Genomic DNA, 16,838 nt, shown 5'->3' on the forward strand with positions numbered 1-16,838 from the left:
TCGCTAGCCACCGACAAAGGTCGGAGTAGTTGGTCCGCCGCAGGGACACAAACATGTCTCCGCTTTGAGCTCTCCTCTCCTCAAAGAGGCTCCTCGCCGCGAGCGTACCAACGGCGGAAGCACCCAGAAAAATCCACCAGTGCCACGTCCACGGCATCGCGCTTGATACTCAACCTTCTCAAACGCCGACCAGAGCTTCGGGCTTCTCAACGGCTGGCGACGCTGAAGCCAGAATACACAGCTTACGCCTTCAGTCAGTAGCGCCTGCGTATCGGATTATTGCTGTGAGAAGCACTGCGCGCGCCGGTGAGATCAGGTCGACCGTATTCCGGCGGCCTGCACCAAGGTGCGAATGACGGTAGTCAAAACGTCTCTTCGATTTTCACGATTTCACGTTCTGCAATATTTCCGGTGGCTGCTCGCCAGTCGAGCGTCAGGCTCGGCGCATACCGTGCCGGCATAGGTCTTGCCGCTGAAGGGAAAGGAATATGAAGGGCGCTAGACAAGTTTACTTCAGCGAAGCCGCCTGCTGCCCTGCGCTGGCGGGCTACCCCTTCGGAGCTAGAAAACTGCTGCGCTCCCGGCGGGGCCGGCTACCCGCCGCGGCTCCGCCGAAAAGAAACAGCCCCGATCTGGGCGATAGACCGGGGCCGTTACCGGGGTGCGAGGCTTGGGGGCCTGAACTCACCCCGTCAGAGTTACAAGGGGTATTGTTGTTCCAATGATGGTGCGCCGATGTCCTAATTCGCTCCTGCGAGTGGTCTAACTTGGACAGCACAGCGAACTGAGACTACGAACGGAATCTGGGAAATTTCGGAGCCATCTCGGGGGACATCTGCGTGCGGAGATCGTTGATAGCGATAGACGCTATGATTGTCTTCTGCATGGGTGATCACCATTCCGCTCAGGGACAGCACACCGACGCTGTCCAACGCATGGCCGGACTTCGGAATGTAAGGCCCGCCTCCGAGTTGGCGGCCTCTTCATCTTCGCGGCCAGGCGACGAATGGATCTACGCGAGCGTTGCCAATATCAACGGCGCCGCCGGTGGACCGGGCAGCGACGTCCGTCGCGCGGCGAGCCCCGGCTCAGGGAGCCGGGGCTATGGGCTTTGGAGGTTGTAGCGGTCAACCTCGACCAATGACTTTACGTCTCTCCCTTGAATTTCGTCACCAGGATTTCGCAATTTTGCAGCGCGCTAATACCTTTGCCCCAAGAGGCGACGTGCTGTCGGATCGCTTAGTTCGGACTAGTTCAGAATGGCAATTTGCCGCAGGCATTTGCCGATTTACCGTGTCCCCAGTCGTGCGGATTGGCGGACAACGACACCCCGACCAAACATATCGTGCGATAAGGGATCGCCGCTCAGCCTAGGGAGCGACGGTCCCGCCCAATTGCGGAGCGATCAGCTCACTCGAAAGCAGGTTGAATTCCGAATAGCAACGCTCACTATCGCGAAAGCAAAATTGAGGCCCGCGTTGACCAATCGAGACGGCACGCTTGAGCGACAAACCATCAAGGGTTTTCTCGGGATCGAGAGCTCCGATGACGGACTGGCATTTAGAGTTGAAGTTGACGCCGATCAGGGCTCGGCAATCTGGACGATTCCCTACAAGCATGCGATCTGGTTGGCCCAGGCGATACTAGAGATTTCGCCCGTCGCTGTCGGCAGGCAAACCGCCGGCGGCTCTGTGGAAGGAACCAATCTCGTCGGTGAGCGCCTCAACGTGGAGAGAACCCGCGTGCTTGTGAAGGTGCGCTCCGATCATGCTGCGATCTCCGCTCAGGGCGCTTGGTCGTCCGACAAAACACCCGGCACCACAATTCTTATGGTCGACACGTCGATCGCGGCAGATTTGGTCGAGCAACTCGGAGCGTTCCTGGCCTCGGCTCAGGCTCTATCTCGACCATCGTAGTCGTTCTATCGCACAATTGCGGAAATAGCGCGCTCGAAGCGCGATAACTGCCAGAGCGTATCGCGCCGGCAGCGCCGCCGCTGCCAGCACGTAACAGGCAGACCAGACTGCTGTTCAAAAGCTGGCCGTTCACAGTCCCCTCGGCACAGTCGCGCCGAAGGCACAAGTCGCAGGAGTGGGTAACCAGAAAGGGTCCGCACATAGGTCGAATTCCAGATATAGTACCGCCATCCGCCCGGCCGAGGCGACCGTCACAGACGCCCAATGGCTTGGCCGCCCGAAGGATACGTGTGTGACCAGGCCCGCGCCATCATGCGACTATGCGCGATCATTGCAGCGGGATCCTTGTTCTCTCATCAAAGCGCGTTTGCGGTCCTCTGGCGTTGAGCACGAATGAGCATGCCTGACGCCGTCACCGATGTCAGCCTGGAGGCCTTGGACAGCATTGCCTGGCTTGAAACCGCGTGGAAGGAGCTCGAAGCTCGGGCCACTCACTCGTTCTTCTTGTCTTGGCTCTGGATCGGCACGTGGCTACGGCACATTCCGGATGGCACCCAACCGCACGTCCTCGTAGCACGGTCGTCAGGCAAGATCGTCGGGTTGGCGATCATCTGCCGGCGGAGAGCCTGGAGTCTTGGGCCGCATGCGCGGGCACGCTGGCTGCTCAATGAATCGGGAGATACCCTTTTCGACCGGCTGTTCATCGAGTGCAACAGCATTCTTGCAGAGCAACCGGACACCATTATCCCGGCAGGTCTCGACGCGTTGACGTCCCGCTTGCGCCGCGCGGATCAGCTGGTGCTTTCCGGAATTGATGCGGACGTCGAGTTGGCCGCTTGCCGCGCTGCGGGCAAGGCTGGGCTCGTCAGCGAGGTGAAACAGGCTGATACGGCCTTGTGGGTTGATTACGCCAAAGCCCATCAGCAAAAGAAAGATTATCGCGCCACATTGGGCCGCAGCACTCGCCAGGCCGTGAGCCGTGCCATGAGGTTGTATGCCGAACGAGGTCCCCTTGAATTCCGGATCATGGAAACGACGACGGAGGCCCTGGCTGCGTTCGATCTGCTGAGCGACTTTCATCGGTCGCGATGGGGACGCAAAGGGGCGTTCGCCAATCCGGGCTTCCGCCCGTTCCACGAGGAGTTGATCGCGCGCGGAATTCCCACAGGAGCGGTCCGCGTCTCACGGACGCTGGTTGGCGACCAGACGATTGGGGTCGTGTACAATTTCGTGCACGACGGCCGTGTCCTGAACTACCAAAGCGGCTTTCTTTACGAGAGCGATGGCCGCCTCAAGCCCGGGCTCGTGAGCCACGTACTGGCTATCGAGGATAGCATCTCGCGCGGGGAACGCGGCTACGACTTCCTGGCTGGTGGCGCCGGGCACAAGGCCCATCTTGCAAATAGCGAGTATGCCATGAAGTGGATCGCAATTTGCAGGGACGGTCCAGAACGCCACATCGAGGCGAAGCTCCGTGACGCGAAACGGACGCTACGAACGATCGCTACGAACCTTCCAAAAAGGAAGCTGCGGCTCTTCGGGTCAGCAAATGCAAGTTGAGATATTGGCCGCGGCCGCCTTCCGAGCTGTCAGGCACATGGGAAGGTCGCAGTCTGCTCCCGGTTCAGGCATCCGGATCCAGCCATAGAGGCTCGTTCAGGTGGTCCGCAGCAGCCTGATGGCCCGGGCGGCGTCTTCGGGGCCGGAGTCTGCTCACATGTTACCAATGGCCTGAATGTGTACGCCCTTCACTGCCCTTCCAGATGGATCATCCATGCTCGCAAATTGCTGGGACCAGAGAAACGCGGTCGGCGTCGAACACGCGATCGAGGGACCGACGGGGACGGTCAGGCAGGCTGTCGGGTTCTTGAAAATGCCGTCAAAGATGGTCCGATAGAAATATCCTTCCTTCGAGGTCGGCGTCTGCTTCGGAAAGCGCTTACCCGCCTCTGCGAACATCTGGTCCGAGACTTTACCCTCGGCATGATTCCTCAAGCACTCGATCCAGCTGTACCCCACTCCGTCCGAAAACTGCTCCTTCTGACGCCACAAGATCTCCTGCGGCAACAGGTCGGTAAAAGCTTCCCGCAATATGCCCTTCTCGATCTTCGCACCGGGGCACATTTTTTCGGCAGGGTTTATCGACATCGCGTAATCCAGGAATTCCTTGTCCAGGAAGGGCACACGGGCTTCGACGCCCCAAGCCGCGGTTGCCTTGTTCGCGCGACAGCAATCGTACCTGCTCAGCGCAAAGAGCTTTCGAACAGTCTCCTCGTGGAATTCTTCTGCCGATGGGGCCATGTGGAAGTAGAGATAGCCGCCGAATACCTCGTCAGCGCCTTCTCCAGACAGAACCATCTTGATGCCCATTGCCTTGATCTTGCGCGCCATGAGGTACATCGGCGTACCAGCACGAATGGTGGTGACATCGAAGGTTTCCAGGTGCCGGATCACATCGGGCAACGCGTCCAACCCGTCCTGCACGGTGAATACAACTTCATGATGGACCGTGCCGATGTGAGCCGCCACCTTTCGCGCATACTTCATGTCGGGTGAGTTTTCCAAACCCACGGAGAACGAGTGCAGCCTTGGCCACCAGGCCTCCTCGGTCTCCCCGGACTCGATCCGCTTGAAGCGGTGCCGTGCTGCGAGCGCTGCGATGAGCGAGGAATCGAGCCCACCGGAAATAAGTACCCCGTAAGGCACGTCGCACATCATTTGCTGTTTGACTGCGGTCTCGAGTGACGTCCGGAGCTCGTGCAGCGACACCTTCTTGGTTGGAAATGCATGCGCCCACTCCGGATCATACCACTGGACGAATTCGCGGGCCTTGCCGCTATAGTAATGTCCCGGCGGAAACTCCTGAATCGTCTCGCACACCCCATCGAGTGCTTTCATTTCGCTTGCGACATATGTTACGCCGTCGCCGCTCCATCCAATATAAAGCGGCACTATGCCGATGTGGTCCCGGGCGACGAAGAAGTCTCCGTTACGTTCGTCGAAGAGGGCAAACGCAAAAATGCCACTCAGCATCTTGCACAGCGCTGGTCCGTACTCGTCGTAGAGATACAGGATAATCTCGCAGTCTGATTTCGTTTTCCAGGCGTGCGGCCGCTTCAGTGCGTCGCGCAGAGCGACATGATTGTAGATCTCTCCGTTCACAGCCAGCGCCCGCCCCGCGGTGAGGTCGAGAAGCGGCTGGGCTCCGTGCTCTACGTCGACAATGGAAAGCCGTTCGTGCGCGAGCATCGCGCGTTCGCTGGAATAAATGCCACTCCAGTCCGGGCCACGGTGCCTGACCGTCTTTGCCATCTCCAGCGCCCGGCTGCGCGCCGATTCAAACGATTCTCTGAATTCGAATATGCCAACGAAGCCGCACAAGGTGGTTAACCCTTCCGAATGCTGGGATCTGGCCTGCTATGATCAACGCTTGCATTGAACTGGAATACCCAACAGTGGCATTGAATTGGCTAGCTGAACAGCGCACCATCCGAAGTAACCAAAATGCGTTGAGAGGCTGCCTGGAGGTAAGCGCCATGTTGCGCCCCAGAGCAGCAGCGGGATCGGCATACGGCGGACGGTGCCGACGGACGTCCCGGTAAAGCGAGGCGGCTCCGGCGTGGCGTGGAGTTTGTTGGCGGCGGATACTCACGCCGTGTCCAGTGCCAGGGGGTGTCCGAACAGATCCAGTGATCTACGGGATGGTGGATGAAGCCCCGCCTTGATTACCCGCAGACGAGATGCCTGGTCGCTGGGCCGCTCAACAACGACCCCAAAAGCTGTGGCCTCAGGGCGTTGCCACATCTGTGCGGTGATGCCGCGACCCGGATTGCGGCGCTATCGATCTGGGCCTTTCCAACATCCGCCCTTGGACTTGCCTAGCCCCCGGTTTAGCTCCGGCGGGACGAGGGCCCGCCGGAGAAAGTCGGCTTCTCACCGTTCCCGCAACGCTTCCTGCTTGTATCTCGCCAGCGGCGAAAGCAGGTAGCTGATGATCCTGCGCGTACCCGTCTTGATCTCGACCGTCACCGCCATGCCCGGGCCAAGCTTGACGAGCTTGTCCTCCACTTGCATGTGTGTCCGGTCGAGCGACACGCGCGCGGCATATTCCAGTTCCTGACCTTTCGGCTCGCTACTGCTCTGCGTGGCGCCCGACGGGTGGTCATTCGAGCCCTGCATCCTGTCGCGCGTGATGGCATCCGTCGACACGCTGAGCACATCGCCGTGAAGCAGTCCGTAGCGCGTGAAGTTGAAGGTATCGACCTTGATCTCCGCCGCCTGCCCCGGATGGACGAATCCGATATCGCGGTTGGAGAGCATGGCCTCGATCTCGAGTTGGCTCTCGCTCGGGACCACCACTGCGAGCGCCTGAGCCGGGGTCACCACGCCGCCCACCGTATGGACGGCAAGCTGCTGCACGACCCCATCGACTGGCGCGGTCAGACGCTGGAGCTTCGTGCGCCGATCCGCCTTGATCACCTCTTGCGCCGCGCTCGCAGCCTTCTGCTCGGCCTTCGCAAGTGCATCGTAGGTCGCGCGGCGATACTCCGCGGTAGCCTTCTCCTTTGTTTCCTTCAGCAGCGCGATCGCCGCATCGGCTTCGCGCAGCCGGCTCTTCTGCAGCACAAGATCCTGCTGCATGGCGACCAGTTCCTGATACTCGGTGAGATAGACGACCTTGGAAGCCAGTGCCTTTTCGACGAGGCCCTTGCGGATATCGACCCTCTCCTGCAGCACCGGAATGGTCGCTTCCAGCTTGGCAACGCTCGCCGACGTCGTCTCTCGTTCCGCCTCCTTCTGCCCCTGCTGCCGCTCGATTTCGGAAAGCTTGGCATTCTGCTCGGCGCGCTCGCTGATCAGGAACTGGCGATGCATCTCGATCTCGGCGGCGCTTGCGTTCGGCGGAGCACGGAACGCGGCGAGCGGATCGGCTGCAAGTGCCGCCCGTAATCGCGCTGCGTCGAGCTCGGCCGCAAGCAGATCGCTCTTCTGGCGCTCCTGGTCGGCCTCCGTCATCGTCGGGTCGAGCTCGATCAGGACGTCGCCGGCCTTCACGCTCTGGCCGTCACGGACCCGGATGGCACGGACTACACCCGTCTCGAACGGCTGGATCAGCTTGGTACGGCCGCCGGGCACGATCTTGCCGGTCGCCGTGGCGACGATATCAACGCTGCCGAGCGTCGCCCACAGCAGCGCGATGCAGAACATCGCGATGATGCTCGCTCCGATCGCACGCCCGATCGGTGACGGCGGAGATTCGGCGATTTCGAGCGCCGCCGGCAGAAATGCAAGCTCGTGCTCCCGGCGCCGGAGTTCGCGTCTCGGAAACGGGACGATGTTGCGGTTAGCGGACGTCATGGATACCGGCCTGCAGATAATGAAGATTGGCGTAACGGCCATTGGTTTGGATCAGCTCATCATGGCTGCCGTCCTCGACGATGCGGCCATGCTCGAGCGTGATGATCCGGTTGGCATTACGTACAGTCGACAACCGGTGAGCGATAACGATCACGGTCCGTCCGGCGGAAATCCGCCTCATGTTCTGCTGGATCGCGCGCTCACTTTCGTAGTCCAGCGCGCTGGTCGCCTCGTCGAAAATCAGGATGCGCGGGTCGGTGATCAGCGCGCGCGCGATTGCGATACGCTGGCGTTGTCCGCCGGACAGGCTGCTACCGCGCTCGCCCACGACGGTGTCGTAACCCTCGGGCAGTTCCAGGATGAAGTCGTGCGCCCCGGCCAGCATTGCGGCTTCGATGACACGTTCCATCGACATGGTTGGATCGGTCAGCGCGATGTTGTCCCGGATCGTGCAATTGAACAGCACGTTTTCCTGCAGCACGACGCCGATCTGGCGTCGTAGCCAGCTCAGGTCGACCATTGCGAGGTCGACGCCGTCGACCAGTACGCGTCCGCTTTCCGGAACATAGAGACGCTGGATCAGCTTGGTGATGGTGCTCTTGCCCGACCCCGACGAGCCGACGATGCCGATGACCTGGCCCGGCTCGATGCTGAAGGACACGTCGTGCAACACCTCGGGGCCGTCGATGCGATAGCGGAACGTCGCGTGCTCGAACTTCACCTGGCCGCGGATCGGCGGCAAAGCCGCGCGGGACGGCGTGAAGCTCGGCTCCGGAATGGTGTTGAGGATGTCGCCGAGACGATCGATCGAGAGGCGGGCCTGGTGGAAGTCCTGCCAGACCTGTGCAAGCCGAAGCACCGGCGTGCTGACGCGCGCGGCCAGCATGTTGAACGCGACAAGTTCGCCGACGGTCAGGCCCCCATCAATTACCAGCCGCGCGCCGAAGTAAAGGGTCGCGGCGATGACCAGCTTGTTGATCATCTGCACTGCCTGGCTCGCCGTGTTGTTCAGGCTGAGCACGCGGAAGCTTGCGGCGACATAGCCGGCGAGCTGCTCCTCCCAGCGGCGTTGCATCTGCGGCTCGACCGCCATGGCCTTCAAAGTCTCGACGCCGGTGACGCTTTCGACCAGGAAGGCTTGATTCTCGGAGCCGCGATTGAACTTCTCATCGAGCCGCGCGCGGAACAGCGGCGCAGCTCCCGCCGATATGCCGATGTAGAATGGGAAGGACGCGAGCACGATCCAGGTCAACGTCGTCGAGTAGTAGAACATCACCACAAGGAAGACGACCGTGAAAAGAAGGTCGATGACCAGCGTGAGCGCCGAACTCGTCAGGAACTGACGGATATTCTCCAGCTCCCGGACGCGTGCTACCGAATCCCCGACGCGGCGCGTCTGGAAATAGGCGATCGGCAGTGCCATGAGGTGGCGAAACAGCCTCGCACCGAGCTCGACATCGATACGGTTTGTCGTATGCGCGAACAGATAGACGCGCAGTGTCTCGAGAACGGCTTCGAACACAGTCAGCACGACAAGGCCGATGACCAGAACGTCGAGCGTGCTCATGCTTCGATGCACGAGCACCTTGTCGATGACCACCTGGAAGAACAACGGTGAGACAACGGCGAAGATCTGAAGGAAGAACGACGCCGCCAGCACCTCGCTGAGCAGGCGGCGATACTTCTGCATGGCGCCGACGAACCAGCCGATATCGAACCGTCGCGCGAGATCGGTCAGTCTGGCGCGCCGGGCCATCAGAATGAGGCCACCATCCCAGATCGCCTCGAGCTGGGCCTGGGTAAGGGTTTCAGGGCGCGGAGACAGCGGGCGCTGAACGAGAAGCTTGCCGTCGATCAGCTTGCCGAGAATCAGGAAGCTGCCGTCGCGCAGCAGTGCAATTCCCGGCAGCGGCGTGACTGCAAGCCTGTCCCAACTGGTCCGCTGCACCCTTGCCTTGAGTCCGAACTCCTTGGCGCAGCGCAAGATTTCAGTAACGCCGAGGCGCGCCGCGCCCACCCGGTGGTGGATTTGGGCGGGGTCGGCAGCAATTCCATGGCAACGCAGCAAGATCGCGAGCGCAATGAGCCCGGATTCGTCGACGTCGTCGGGATCGGCGCCCGCAGCCGGGGACCCGATATCCGCGGCCTCGTTCGCAACATCGCCGGAAGCGGTAGAACGCGCCCGCACGCCGGGCGTCATCGTCAACAAGGTATCGCGAGCCTTGGTCAAGCTGTCGCGGACGAGCATCAGCAGGCCACCGGCGTGGCGCATCAGGCCGGCGCCCAGGTCAACTGCCTGGGCGCGGATGTCGGCAATCGCGTGACGTGCGCGGTGTGAGAGGCTCTGTGAGCCGGGCGAGATCAAGCCGCCATCCCAGATCGCTTCGAATTCCGCACGCGTCATCCGCCGCGGATGCGACGAGGTCGGGTGCAGCACAAGCGCTACCTGGTCCTCGATCTTTCCCAGAAGCAAGAATCCGCCGTCACGCAGCGAAGCGATTCCAGGCAGCTGGATGCCCGCCAGCCGCGGCCAATCCATTGTCGTCGCACGGACCTTGACCCCGAATTCGCGCGCGCAACGAAGCATTCCGCGGATGCCTATCCCATTGTCTCCGCAACGATCGCGGAGCTGATCGGGTTCGGTGTTCACGCCATGAAGGCGCAGGAACAGAGCCAGCGCTCGAAACCCTAGATCTGGAGTTGCGTGGGCATTTCCGTTCTGGATCGCCATTTCGTTACTCTACCCTTCGCGGCTACCGCCTGCGTTTGTGGTCCTTTGCATGCACATGGAATTCCAATGACGCCTATCCGAGGATACGCGACATACGCGTGCTTGCGGCCAAAACGGCGCAAGCAATCATCAGAGCGTTAGGGCCTCGAACCGCGAGGAGATTTCAGCGCGACGGGATATTGAAATTGCCCCCCCGACTGGCTGAGCAGGTTGGTTAACGAGCAAAAATGGCGAAAAAACTTTCGAATTGTGGATTTATACACATGCAAGTTGTGCCCGGAAACTGACCTAAACTCAGGCGTTTTACGCTCACAACGAAGTATCGAATCAGAATTCTTACGGCGATTGTCCGTCAATCGGTGGCAGCCGGCAACCCTCCGTTGTGGATTGGTTTTCACCGTGCCCCTCGCGGCTGCTGACCGACCACTTTTGCCGCTCGGCGTCCAAAAAGCTGACGGTGCCGCACCCGGGCGCAAGGTGCCCGGGTGCGGCATGGCGTTAGTGATGCGGCCTCGTCAGGAACGCGTTCTGCGTCCAGGCGGAGCCATTCGAAATGGCTGACGCGATCTGCCCCCCGTCGACCCGACCAGAGCTACCCGCCAGATACTGGTTCAGCAGCGCGAAGCTATGGCTTGCTTGCGACCCATTGGCGGTGTCGTAGTTCGCCAAAGAGGTGGTCTGCGGCGCGGTAGCTGCCAGCGTGCTGCTGCCCGACCCAAGGTGGTGATGGTGCAGCCCATGGTCCTGGTTTGCCGTGCTCCCTGAGGTTGCGGATGGCCGAGGATCCGTGACGGTGATGGTCTGTGGCGTCGCCGACGTCACAGCGCCGCTAACCGGGTCGGTGGCGCTGGCGGTCAGGGTAAGGGTCGCGACCGGATGAGCATTACCCCGGTAGTACGATGTCAGCGTCAGTCCGCTGGCGACCTGCGCAGAGCTCAGAGTGATGTCGCCTCCCCTGAACGTCGTGCCATCGCCGGTCGTGATCGTCTCATATTTCGGCAGCCCTTTGATGTTCAGGCTGACTTTATCGTTGGGATCGGTCGTGGACAGCGTTGTCCCCAGGTCGACGTGACCGCCTCTGCCGGCCACCGAGAGCGAGCTGTCCGCGACGGAGAGCACCGGCTGAGTCACCGTCGGCGTCGTCGGTGTGGTTGGCTGCGTCGGCACGATGGGCGTGTTCGATATCTGAAGACCAGAGAATGTCTTCACCGCGCCCGAAAGATTGGCGGCAAGGCCCCCGGAATCCTTGATGCTCGCACCGCTCGCGAGATTAACCCCGGTGATGGCGAGCGCCGAGGTATTCGTATCAGTCGACGCGACCTTCGTCTGGAAGGTGAGCGTATTTGTCCCGGAGCCACCAACATAGGTGGCGCTGGCACCATCATTGAGCGACAGCGTCGGCGTACCTGTGACGGACACGGCCTCGCTCAAGGTGAGCGTCAACGTGACGACATCGCCGACATGCTCGGTTCCGGTCCCCGGCGAAGCGGCCGCCTGCGTTACCGTCGGCGCGACGTTCGGGGTGGTGGGCGTGGTCGGCTGCGTCGGCATGATCGGCGTGTTCGAGATCTGAAGACCGGAGAATGTCTTCACCGCGCCCGAAAGATTGGCGGCAAGGCCCCCGGAATCCTTGATGCTCGCGCCGCTCGCGAGACTAACCCCGGTGATGGCGAGCGCCGAGGTGTTCGTATCAGTCGACGCGACCTTCGTCTGGAAGGTGAGCGTATTTGTCCCGGAGCCACCAACGTAGGTGGCGCTGGCACCATCATTGAGCGACAGCGTCGGCGTACCTGTGACGGACACGGCCTCGCTCAAGGTGAGCGTCAACGTGACGACATCGCCGACATGCTCGGTTCCGGTCCCCGGCGAAGCGGCGACCTGCGTAACCGTCGGCGCGACGTTCGGGGTGGTGGGCGTGGTCGGCTGCGTCGGTGTGGTCGGCTGCGTCGACGTCGCCGCCGCCCCCGTCAACAGCGTCATGTTTCGGTAATCGACGGCGACGGTCTCGGGCGCCGTCGACCGATAGACTCCGTACTCCCAATTGGTGCCCTGCCCATAACCCAAGGGGCCGCTGTAGTTCACGACCTGTGTGCCGTTGATCGAGACCTTCAAATACCCGCCGCCGGTGTTCGAAACATCGGCCTGTATTTGGATGTTGTTGTACACACCCGTCTGGATCGGATTGGGGTCAGTCCAGAGCGTGAGCATCTGCACGTTGCCGGCCCCGTTGCTCGGATCCTGGCCCGGCTGGACATATCTGGCGACAACCTGCAGATGATCGCCAACAAGCTGGATCGCAAACGGTGGCGAGGTGCCCACTCCGCTCGCGTTATCATCATTGTGCATCTGTCCGACGATGAACCAGCCACTTGCCGTATTCACAAATGACCCATTGGGGCCATTTGCCTCCACCATGAACTGATAATTCAAGTTGAGCGGAGTGCCGCCGGGAATGTTGACCGCGGCTGAAACCTCGGAGCGGTCGACAGACGAGTCGTCGTACCAGGCATGATCACCCTGCTGGACTTGGAAGCGCAGAGTTTGTGGGTCAGGATTGGTCAGGCTGTAGCTCGTGCTCGCATCCTGCACTCCGTAGACGTCGCCACCGATCGAAAACCTCGTCATCGGTGTGGAAGAAAACGATGTAATTGTCCCGGTCGTATCCAATTCAGGCCTCCATTGGTCAAGAGATGCTTCTCATTGACGCTTACAAGGGAATTTACGGCCGCGCATCGCGAAGGCGCGCGACATACCACGCGCTCGCAACGCCTTGCGCCACGAGCGGATTTCCGATGCATCACAGGATCAACTGCGCGCACATTCCAATGCAGTGCGAATCGCCCATCCCCAACTGCTGAGTCGGTTGGTTAATTAGGGAGTATGGCAAAAAAAGTTACTTAGCATGGCGATAGTTTGAAGCAGCCAACTCGCCGGCGAGTACGATATGTGCTTGCCGTTGCAACTAAATTCAGCGTGATCCTCACAGGAGGATCAAAAAAGTTCTCCACTGATATTGCCAATGAGGCGCTCGCCATCGTGAGCGATCCCAGATCCGGCTGAATGCAGCCCTTCTTGCACATGGCCGCAAATGACCAAGCTTGCCGATGCAAAATGTCAGTCCTGCGCAGCTTGGGATTCTCTTCGGATGAGTAAGCTGTCAATTCCGAAGCTGGTGAAGGCCGAGACGCGGGTCGCTCACATCAAGCAATTGACGACGAGGATTGGTGACCGGATCCGAATGGTCGGGCGCTCCAGCAGTCCGCCGTAGTCAACCGCCTCTCGCATCGGCAACGCTCCGCATCGTCACAGAAAAGACAGCCATGAACGGAATGGCCAGGTAGTCCGGGCACGCATGCCGCCCGGGCCGCTTACTGGTCCGAGTGCGGCATTTCAGCAGCTCGACTCCTCCTGCTGGTTGAACGCCGCACGTCGCGACCGCGCGTGATGCGCGCGCCATCCTCGCGAGTAAGTCGAGATGACATGATGACGCAACCTCCAAGGATTAACCCGCTTGCTCCATTGAGGGTCACCCGTGGCCACAGCATTGTTCAGAAACATGAAGCTGGCAGGGGCCATGTGCGGAATTTTTGGCTGGGCACTTCGGGGAAAGCACCGGCAAGATTACGGGACCCTTGTCCGCCTCACCAACCTCATGAAGCACAGGGGCCCCGACGGCGCAGGCTACTGGCAAGGCGACACCGCCGGCGGGTGCCATCAGGTCAGCTTGGGGCATAGGCGTCTCTCGATCATCGATCTCGAGGGCGGAGCCCAACCGATGTGGAGCGCTGATGGCTCGATCGGACTCGTTTTCAACGGAGAGATCTATAACTACGTCGAGTTGCGCGAGGAACTCGTCTCTCTCGGACATGCTTTTCGCACGTCCTCCGATACGGAAGTGCTGATCGAAGCCTACCGGGCCTGGGGACTGGACTCGATCAGGCGTTTCCGTGGCATGTTCGCGTTCGGGCTATGGGATGCGAGAACCCAACAGCTTGTGCTGGCGCGCGACCCGTTCGGCAAGAAGCCGCTCTTCATTGCCGAGAACTCAGGTCTTTTGTTCGCGTCGGAAATCGAGCCCCTGCTCAAGTTCCCGGGCATGAACACCCGGATCGACCCGCATGCCGTCGAGCATTATCTCCTCAATCGATATGTCCCCGGCCCCAGGACATTCTTTCAAGCCGTGCGTAAGCTTTCCCCGGGCTGCCACCTGGTGTGGCGCGAAGGACGCACAAACATCACCCGGTATTTCGTACCACCGTTGGCGTCGGCAGAGCCTGACATCACGGACTTTGGCGAAGCAGTCCGGATGTTCAAGGCGACATTCGATGATGCCGTACGAATTCGCATGCGGAGTGACGTTGCGTTTGGAGCCTACTTGTCCGGCGGCATCGATTCGTCTGCGGTTGTAGCTGCTATGGTCCGCCATAGCTCTGAGCGCGTGCGCACCTTCTCGGTCGGCTTTCGTGAAGCCGGCTACTCCGAGCTTGATCACGCCCGCACCATAGCTCGTCAGTTCGACACCAATCACGAGGAGATCGTGCTGGAGCCGCACGACTTCTTGAAAAGCTGGCCGACCGCTGTGCTGCGTCGCGGCGCCCCTGCTGCCGAACCGGCCGATATTCCAGTTATGATGCTGTCGCATATGGCGGCGAGCAAGGTGAAAATGGTCCTTACCGGAGAAGGAGCAGACGAACTTTTGGGCGGCTACCCCAAGCATCGAGCCGAGTTGTGGATCGAGCTTTACCAACGACTGGTTCCACAGACTATTCATGATCGCATCATATCGCCCGCAATGCGTGCACTCCCGTACGATATGCGTCGCGCCAAGATCGTGACTACCGCAGCGGGCGAGCGGGATTGGCCGAGCCGGATGCAGCTCTGGTTTGGCGGGGTTTCCCTGAACGAACGGGATCGTATTATCGGACGCCCCCTACCTGTAACGCCGCCGGATCCCCATCCGTTCTCGATGGCCGTCGGGTCGAATGTCCGGCGCACGCTGTTCTTCGATCAGACGTCGTGGCTACCCGACAACCTCCTTGAACGTGCGGACCGAATGATGATGGCAGGTTCAATTGAGGGCAGGATGCCATTCATGGACACCAGTCTCGCCAAGCTTGTAGCGCGGTTTCCGGACAATTTCCTGGTCGGCCGGAGCGGCGGCAAGTCAGTCTTGCGAGCAGCGATGCAGCACACTCTTCCACCGGGGACTCTGACGCGCAAGAAAATCGGATTTCGCGTGCCAATTGAGGAGTGGTTTCGCGGTCCTCATCGTGAATTTATCTCCGATTTGTTGGTTTGCGACGGTACGCGTGTGGCATCCTTCTGCGACAGGGAGGTCTTGAGGCAGTTGGTCAACGAGCATCTCGCCCGCCGTCAAAACCACGAAAAGGTGCTTTGGTCTCTGGCCAACCTGGAGCTGTTCTTGCGAGCCTTCAAGCCGTCGAGTCTCGACACTCTGGCCAGGCATTCCGTTCCGGAGCCGCTTTGAACGCCCAAGGCGAACACCGTCGAACGGCGATCGGAACCAAGCACAACGATAGACTGAGGCCTGGCGAGACGTGAGCGAACAACGTGGGCAGCATCACACGTTGCTCTTGAGGTGGCTCAGCAAACTCCAATCGCACGCCATGTTGCCAGGAAAACGATCGAACGACCAGACGATCAATCGACCATATCGCTCGTCGTCGCGCCTTGCCATGTCGCGCGCGTCCTCTTGCGCGCCACTTTCCGATAAAGGCAGAGATACGCATCGCACATCGCATCCAGTGAGAATGCTGTTTCAACGCGCCGACGTCCTGCGGCACCAAAACGATCGGCGAGTTCAGCATTGTCGAGGAGCTTGAGCACGCGATCGGTCAAAACGCCGGCGTCATGGCTCGGCACAAGAAATCCGGTCTGCCCCTCCAGAACCAATTCAGAAGTGCCTCCATCGTCTGTCGCCACAACTGGTTTACCCAATGCCATGCACTCGGTTATTGCGTTGGAAATCCCCTCCCCGTGCAAATGGCTATTGGTAGTGAGAACGCCGACCGTGAAGAGGTTGACAATGCTCTCCACGTCGTTCCGCCGCCCCAGAAGCTTTATGCGCAGCGAATGCTCAGTCGGGATGCTGCCGCGCACATGCTGCAATGTTTCACCGCTACCGATAGCCAAAAACGTGACGTCGTCCCTTACACGGCAGATGCGACATGCCATCTCGACGAAGGTTTCATAATCCTTCCTGGGCGTAAAGTTAGCGACCATCCCGACAATGTAGGGCGTCGCAATCTCCAGACTGCCGCGAAGCTCGGTCTTATCCTTCAGGTTGGAGACCCTTTCGGGACTAAACCCGTTGTAGATGCAGAGACCTTTACGCTCGGGAATACCATAGGCAGCCAGCCCCGCCCGCGAGTTGGCAACAACGACATCCGAAAATGGGATCGTCAGCTTGCCTCTCACGTACCCTTCCCTCCACAACGTCATACGCGAAGGCGCATCTCGCACAAACCCATTCACGAAGGCCGTCCCGCACACTTTCGCAACCGGCGCTGCATAGATGGAGCACATCGAGCCCCACGAGTGGATGATATCTATTCTCAGGTCGGTGACCAGTTCGCATAGGCTCTTGAAAAGGCGCAAATCCTTCCTGCCTCTGCGATTGAGCTGAATGACTTGCGCGTGTTCGCGGTCAATCTCGAGGCGAACCTCGTCCTTGTCCATAACACCGACGAATGACCTTATGTCACTGTGAGCGGCGAGCCCTTTCAGCAATTCGACGATTTGTCGTTCTTTCCCTCCCGGGCCAAGACGTTCGATAAGGTGCAATATGCGCATCTCAGCGGCCTTCCCGAGTG

General features: G+C 60.2%; 9 protein-coding genes. 4 read left to right on the forward strand and 5 right to left on the reverse strand.

Features of this window, described 5'->3' with window-relative positions:
- Positions 1-1,478 precede the first annotated feature (1,478 nt).
- Both ACE10Z_RS28480 and ACE10Z_RS28485 read left to right on the forward strand, forming a co-directional pair.
- Positions 1,479-1,916, forward strand: coding sequence for a hypothetical protein (locus ACE10Z_RS28480; RefSeq protein WP_375783720.1), 438 nt, complete (start codon positions 1,479-1,481; stop codon positions 1,914-1,916).
- 393 nt (positions 1,917-2,309) lie between these two features.
- Positions 2,310-3,476 (forward strand): GNAT family N-acetyltransferase, encoded by a 1,167-nt coding sequence (locus ACE10Z_RS28485; RefSeq protein WP_375783721.1) that lies wholly within the window; start codon positions 2,310-2,312, stop codon positions 3,474-3,476.
- 153 nt (positions 3,477-3,629) lie between these two features.
- Here the strand turns inward: ACE10Z_RS28485 and asnB (ACE10Z_RS28490) are convergent, their stop codons facing one another.
- The 4 genes from asnB (ACE10Z_RS28490) to ACE10Z_RS28505 all read right to left on the reverse strand — a co-directional run bounded on the left by asnB (ACE10Z_RS28490) (position 3,630) and on the right by ACE10Z_RS28505 (position 12,672).
- Positions 3,630-5,297, reverse strand: coding sequence for an asparagine synthase B (gene asnB / locus ACE10Z_RS28490; RefSeq protein ID WP_375783722.1), 1,668 nt, complete (start codon positions 5,295-5,297; stop codon positions 3,630-3,632).
- 552 nt (positions 5,298-5,849) lie between these two features.
- Positions 5,850-7,274: an HlyD family type I secretion periplasmic adaptor subunit gene (locus ACE10Z_RS28495; protein WP_375783723.1), complete on the reverse strand. Its 1,425-nt coding sequence runs from the start codon at positions 7,272-7,274 to the stop codon at positions 5,850-5,852.
- The gene (locus tag ACE10Z_RS28500; protein WP_375783724.1) at positions 7,261-10,005 is read right to left on the reverse strand and encodes a type I secretion system permease/ATPase; all 2,745 of its coding nucleotides are present in this window, start codon (positions 10,003-10,005) and stop codon (positions 7,261-7,263) included. The genes ACE10Z_RS28495 and ACE10Z_RS28500 overlap by 14 nt, the downstream gene beginning before the upstream one ends.
- A gap of 498 nt (positions 10,006-10,503) precedes the next feature.
- Positions 10,504-12,672 carry a heparin lyase I family protein gene (locus ACE10Z_RS28505; protein ID WP_375783725.1) on the reverse strand — a complete coding sequence of 723 codons (2,169 nt, stop codon included), beginning with the start codon at positions 12,670-12,672 and terminating at the stop codon, positions 10,504-10,506.
- Positions 12,673-13,150: 478 nt separating this feature from the next.
- Between ACE10Z_RS28505 and ACE10Z_RS28510 the strand changes: the two genes are divergently transcribed.
- Positions 13,151-13,273: a hypothetical protein gene (locus ACE10Z_RS28510; protein WP_375783726.1), complete on the forward strand. Its 123-nt coding sequence runs from the start codon at positions 13,151-13,153 to the stop codon at positions 13,271-13,273.
- 264 nt (positions 13,274-13,537) lie between these two features.
- Positions 13,538-15,493 carry an asparagine synthase (glutamine-hydrolyzing) gene (gene asnB, locus ACE10Z_RS28515; RefSeq protein ID WP_375783727.1) on the forward strand — a complete coding sequence of 652 codons (1,956 nt, stop codon included), beginning with the start codon at positions 13,538-13,540 and terminating at the stop codon, positions 15,491-15,493.
- A 173-nt stretch (positions 15,494-15,666) separates the two neighbouring features.
- On the opposite strand, the gene ACE10Z_RS28520 is transcribed toward asnB (ACE10Z_RS28515), so the two are convergent.
- Entirely contained in the window at positions 15,667-16,818 is a 1,152-nt protein-coding gene (locus ACE10Z_RS28520; protein WP_375783728.1) for a glycosyltransferase, read from the reverse strand.
- Between the last annotated feature and the right edge of the window lie 20 nt (positions 16,819-16,838).

Origin of the sequence: Bradyrhizobium sp. Pha-3 (assembly GCF_042258615.1) — a bacterium.
GTDB lineage: Bacteria > Pseudomonadota > Alphaproteobacteria > Rhizobiales > Xanthobacteraceae > Bradyrhizobium.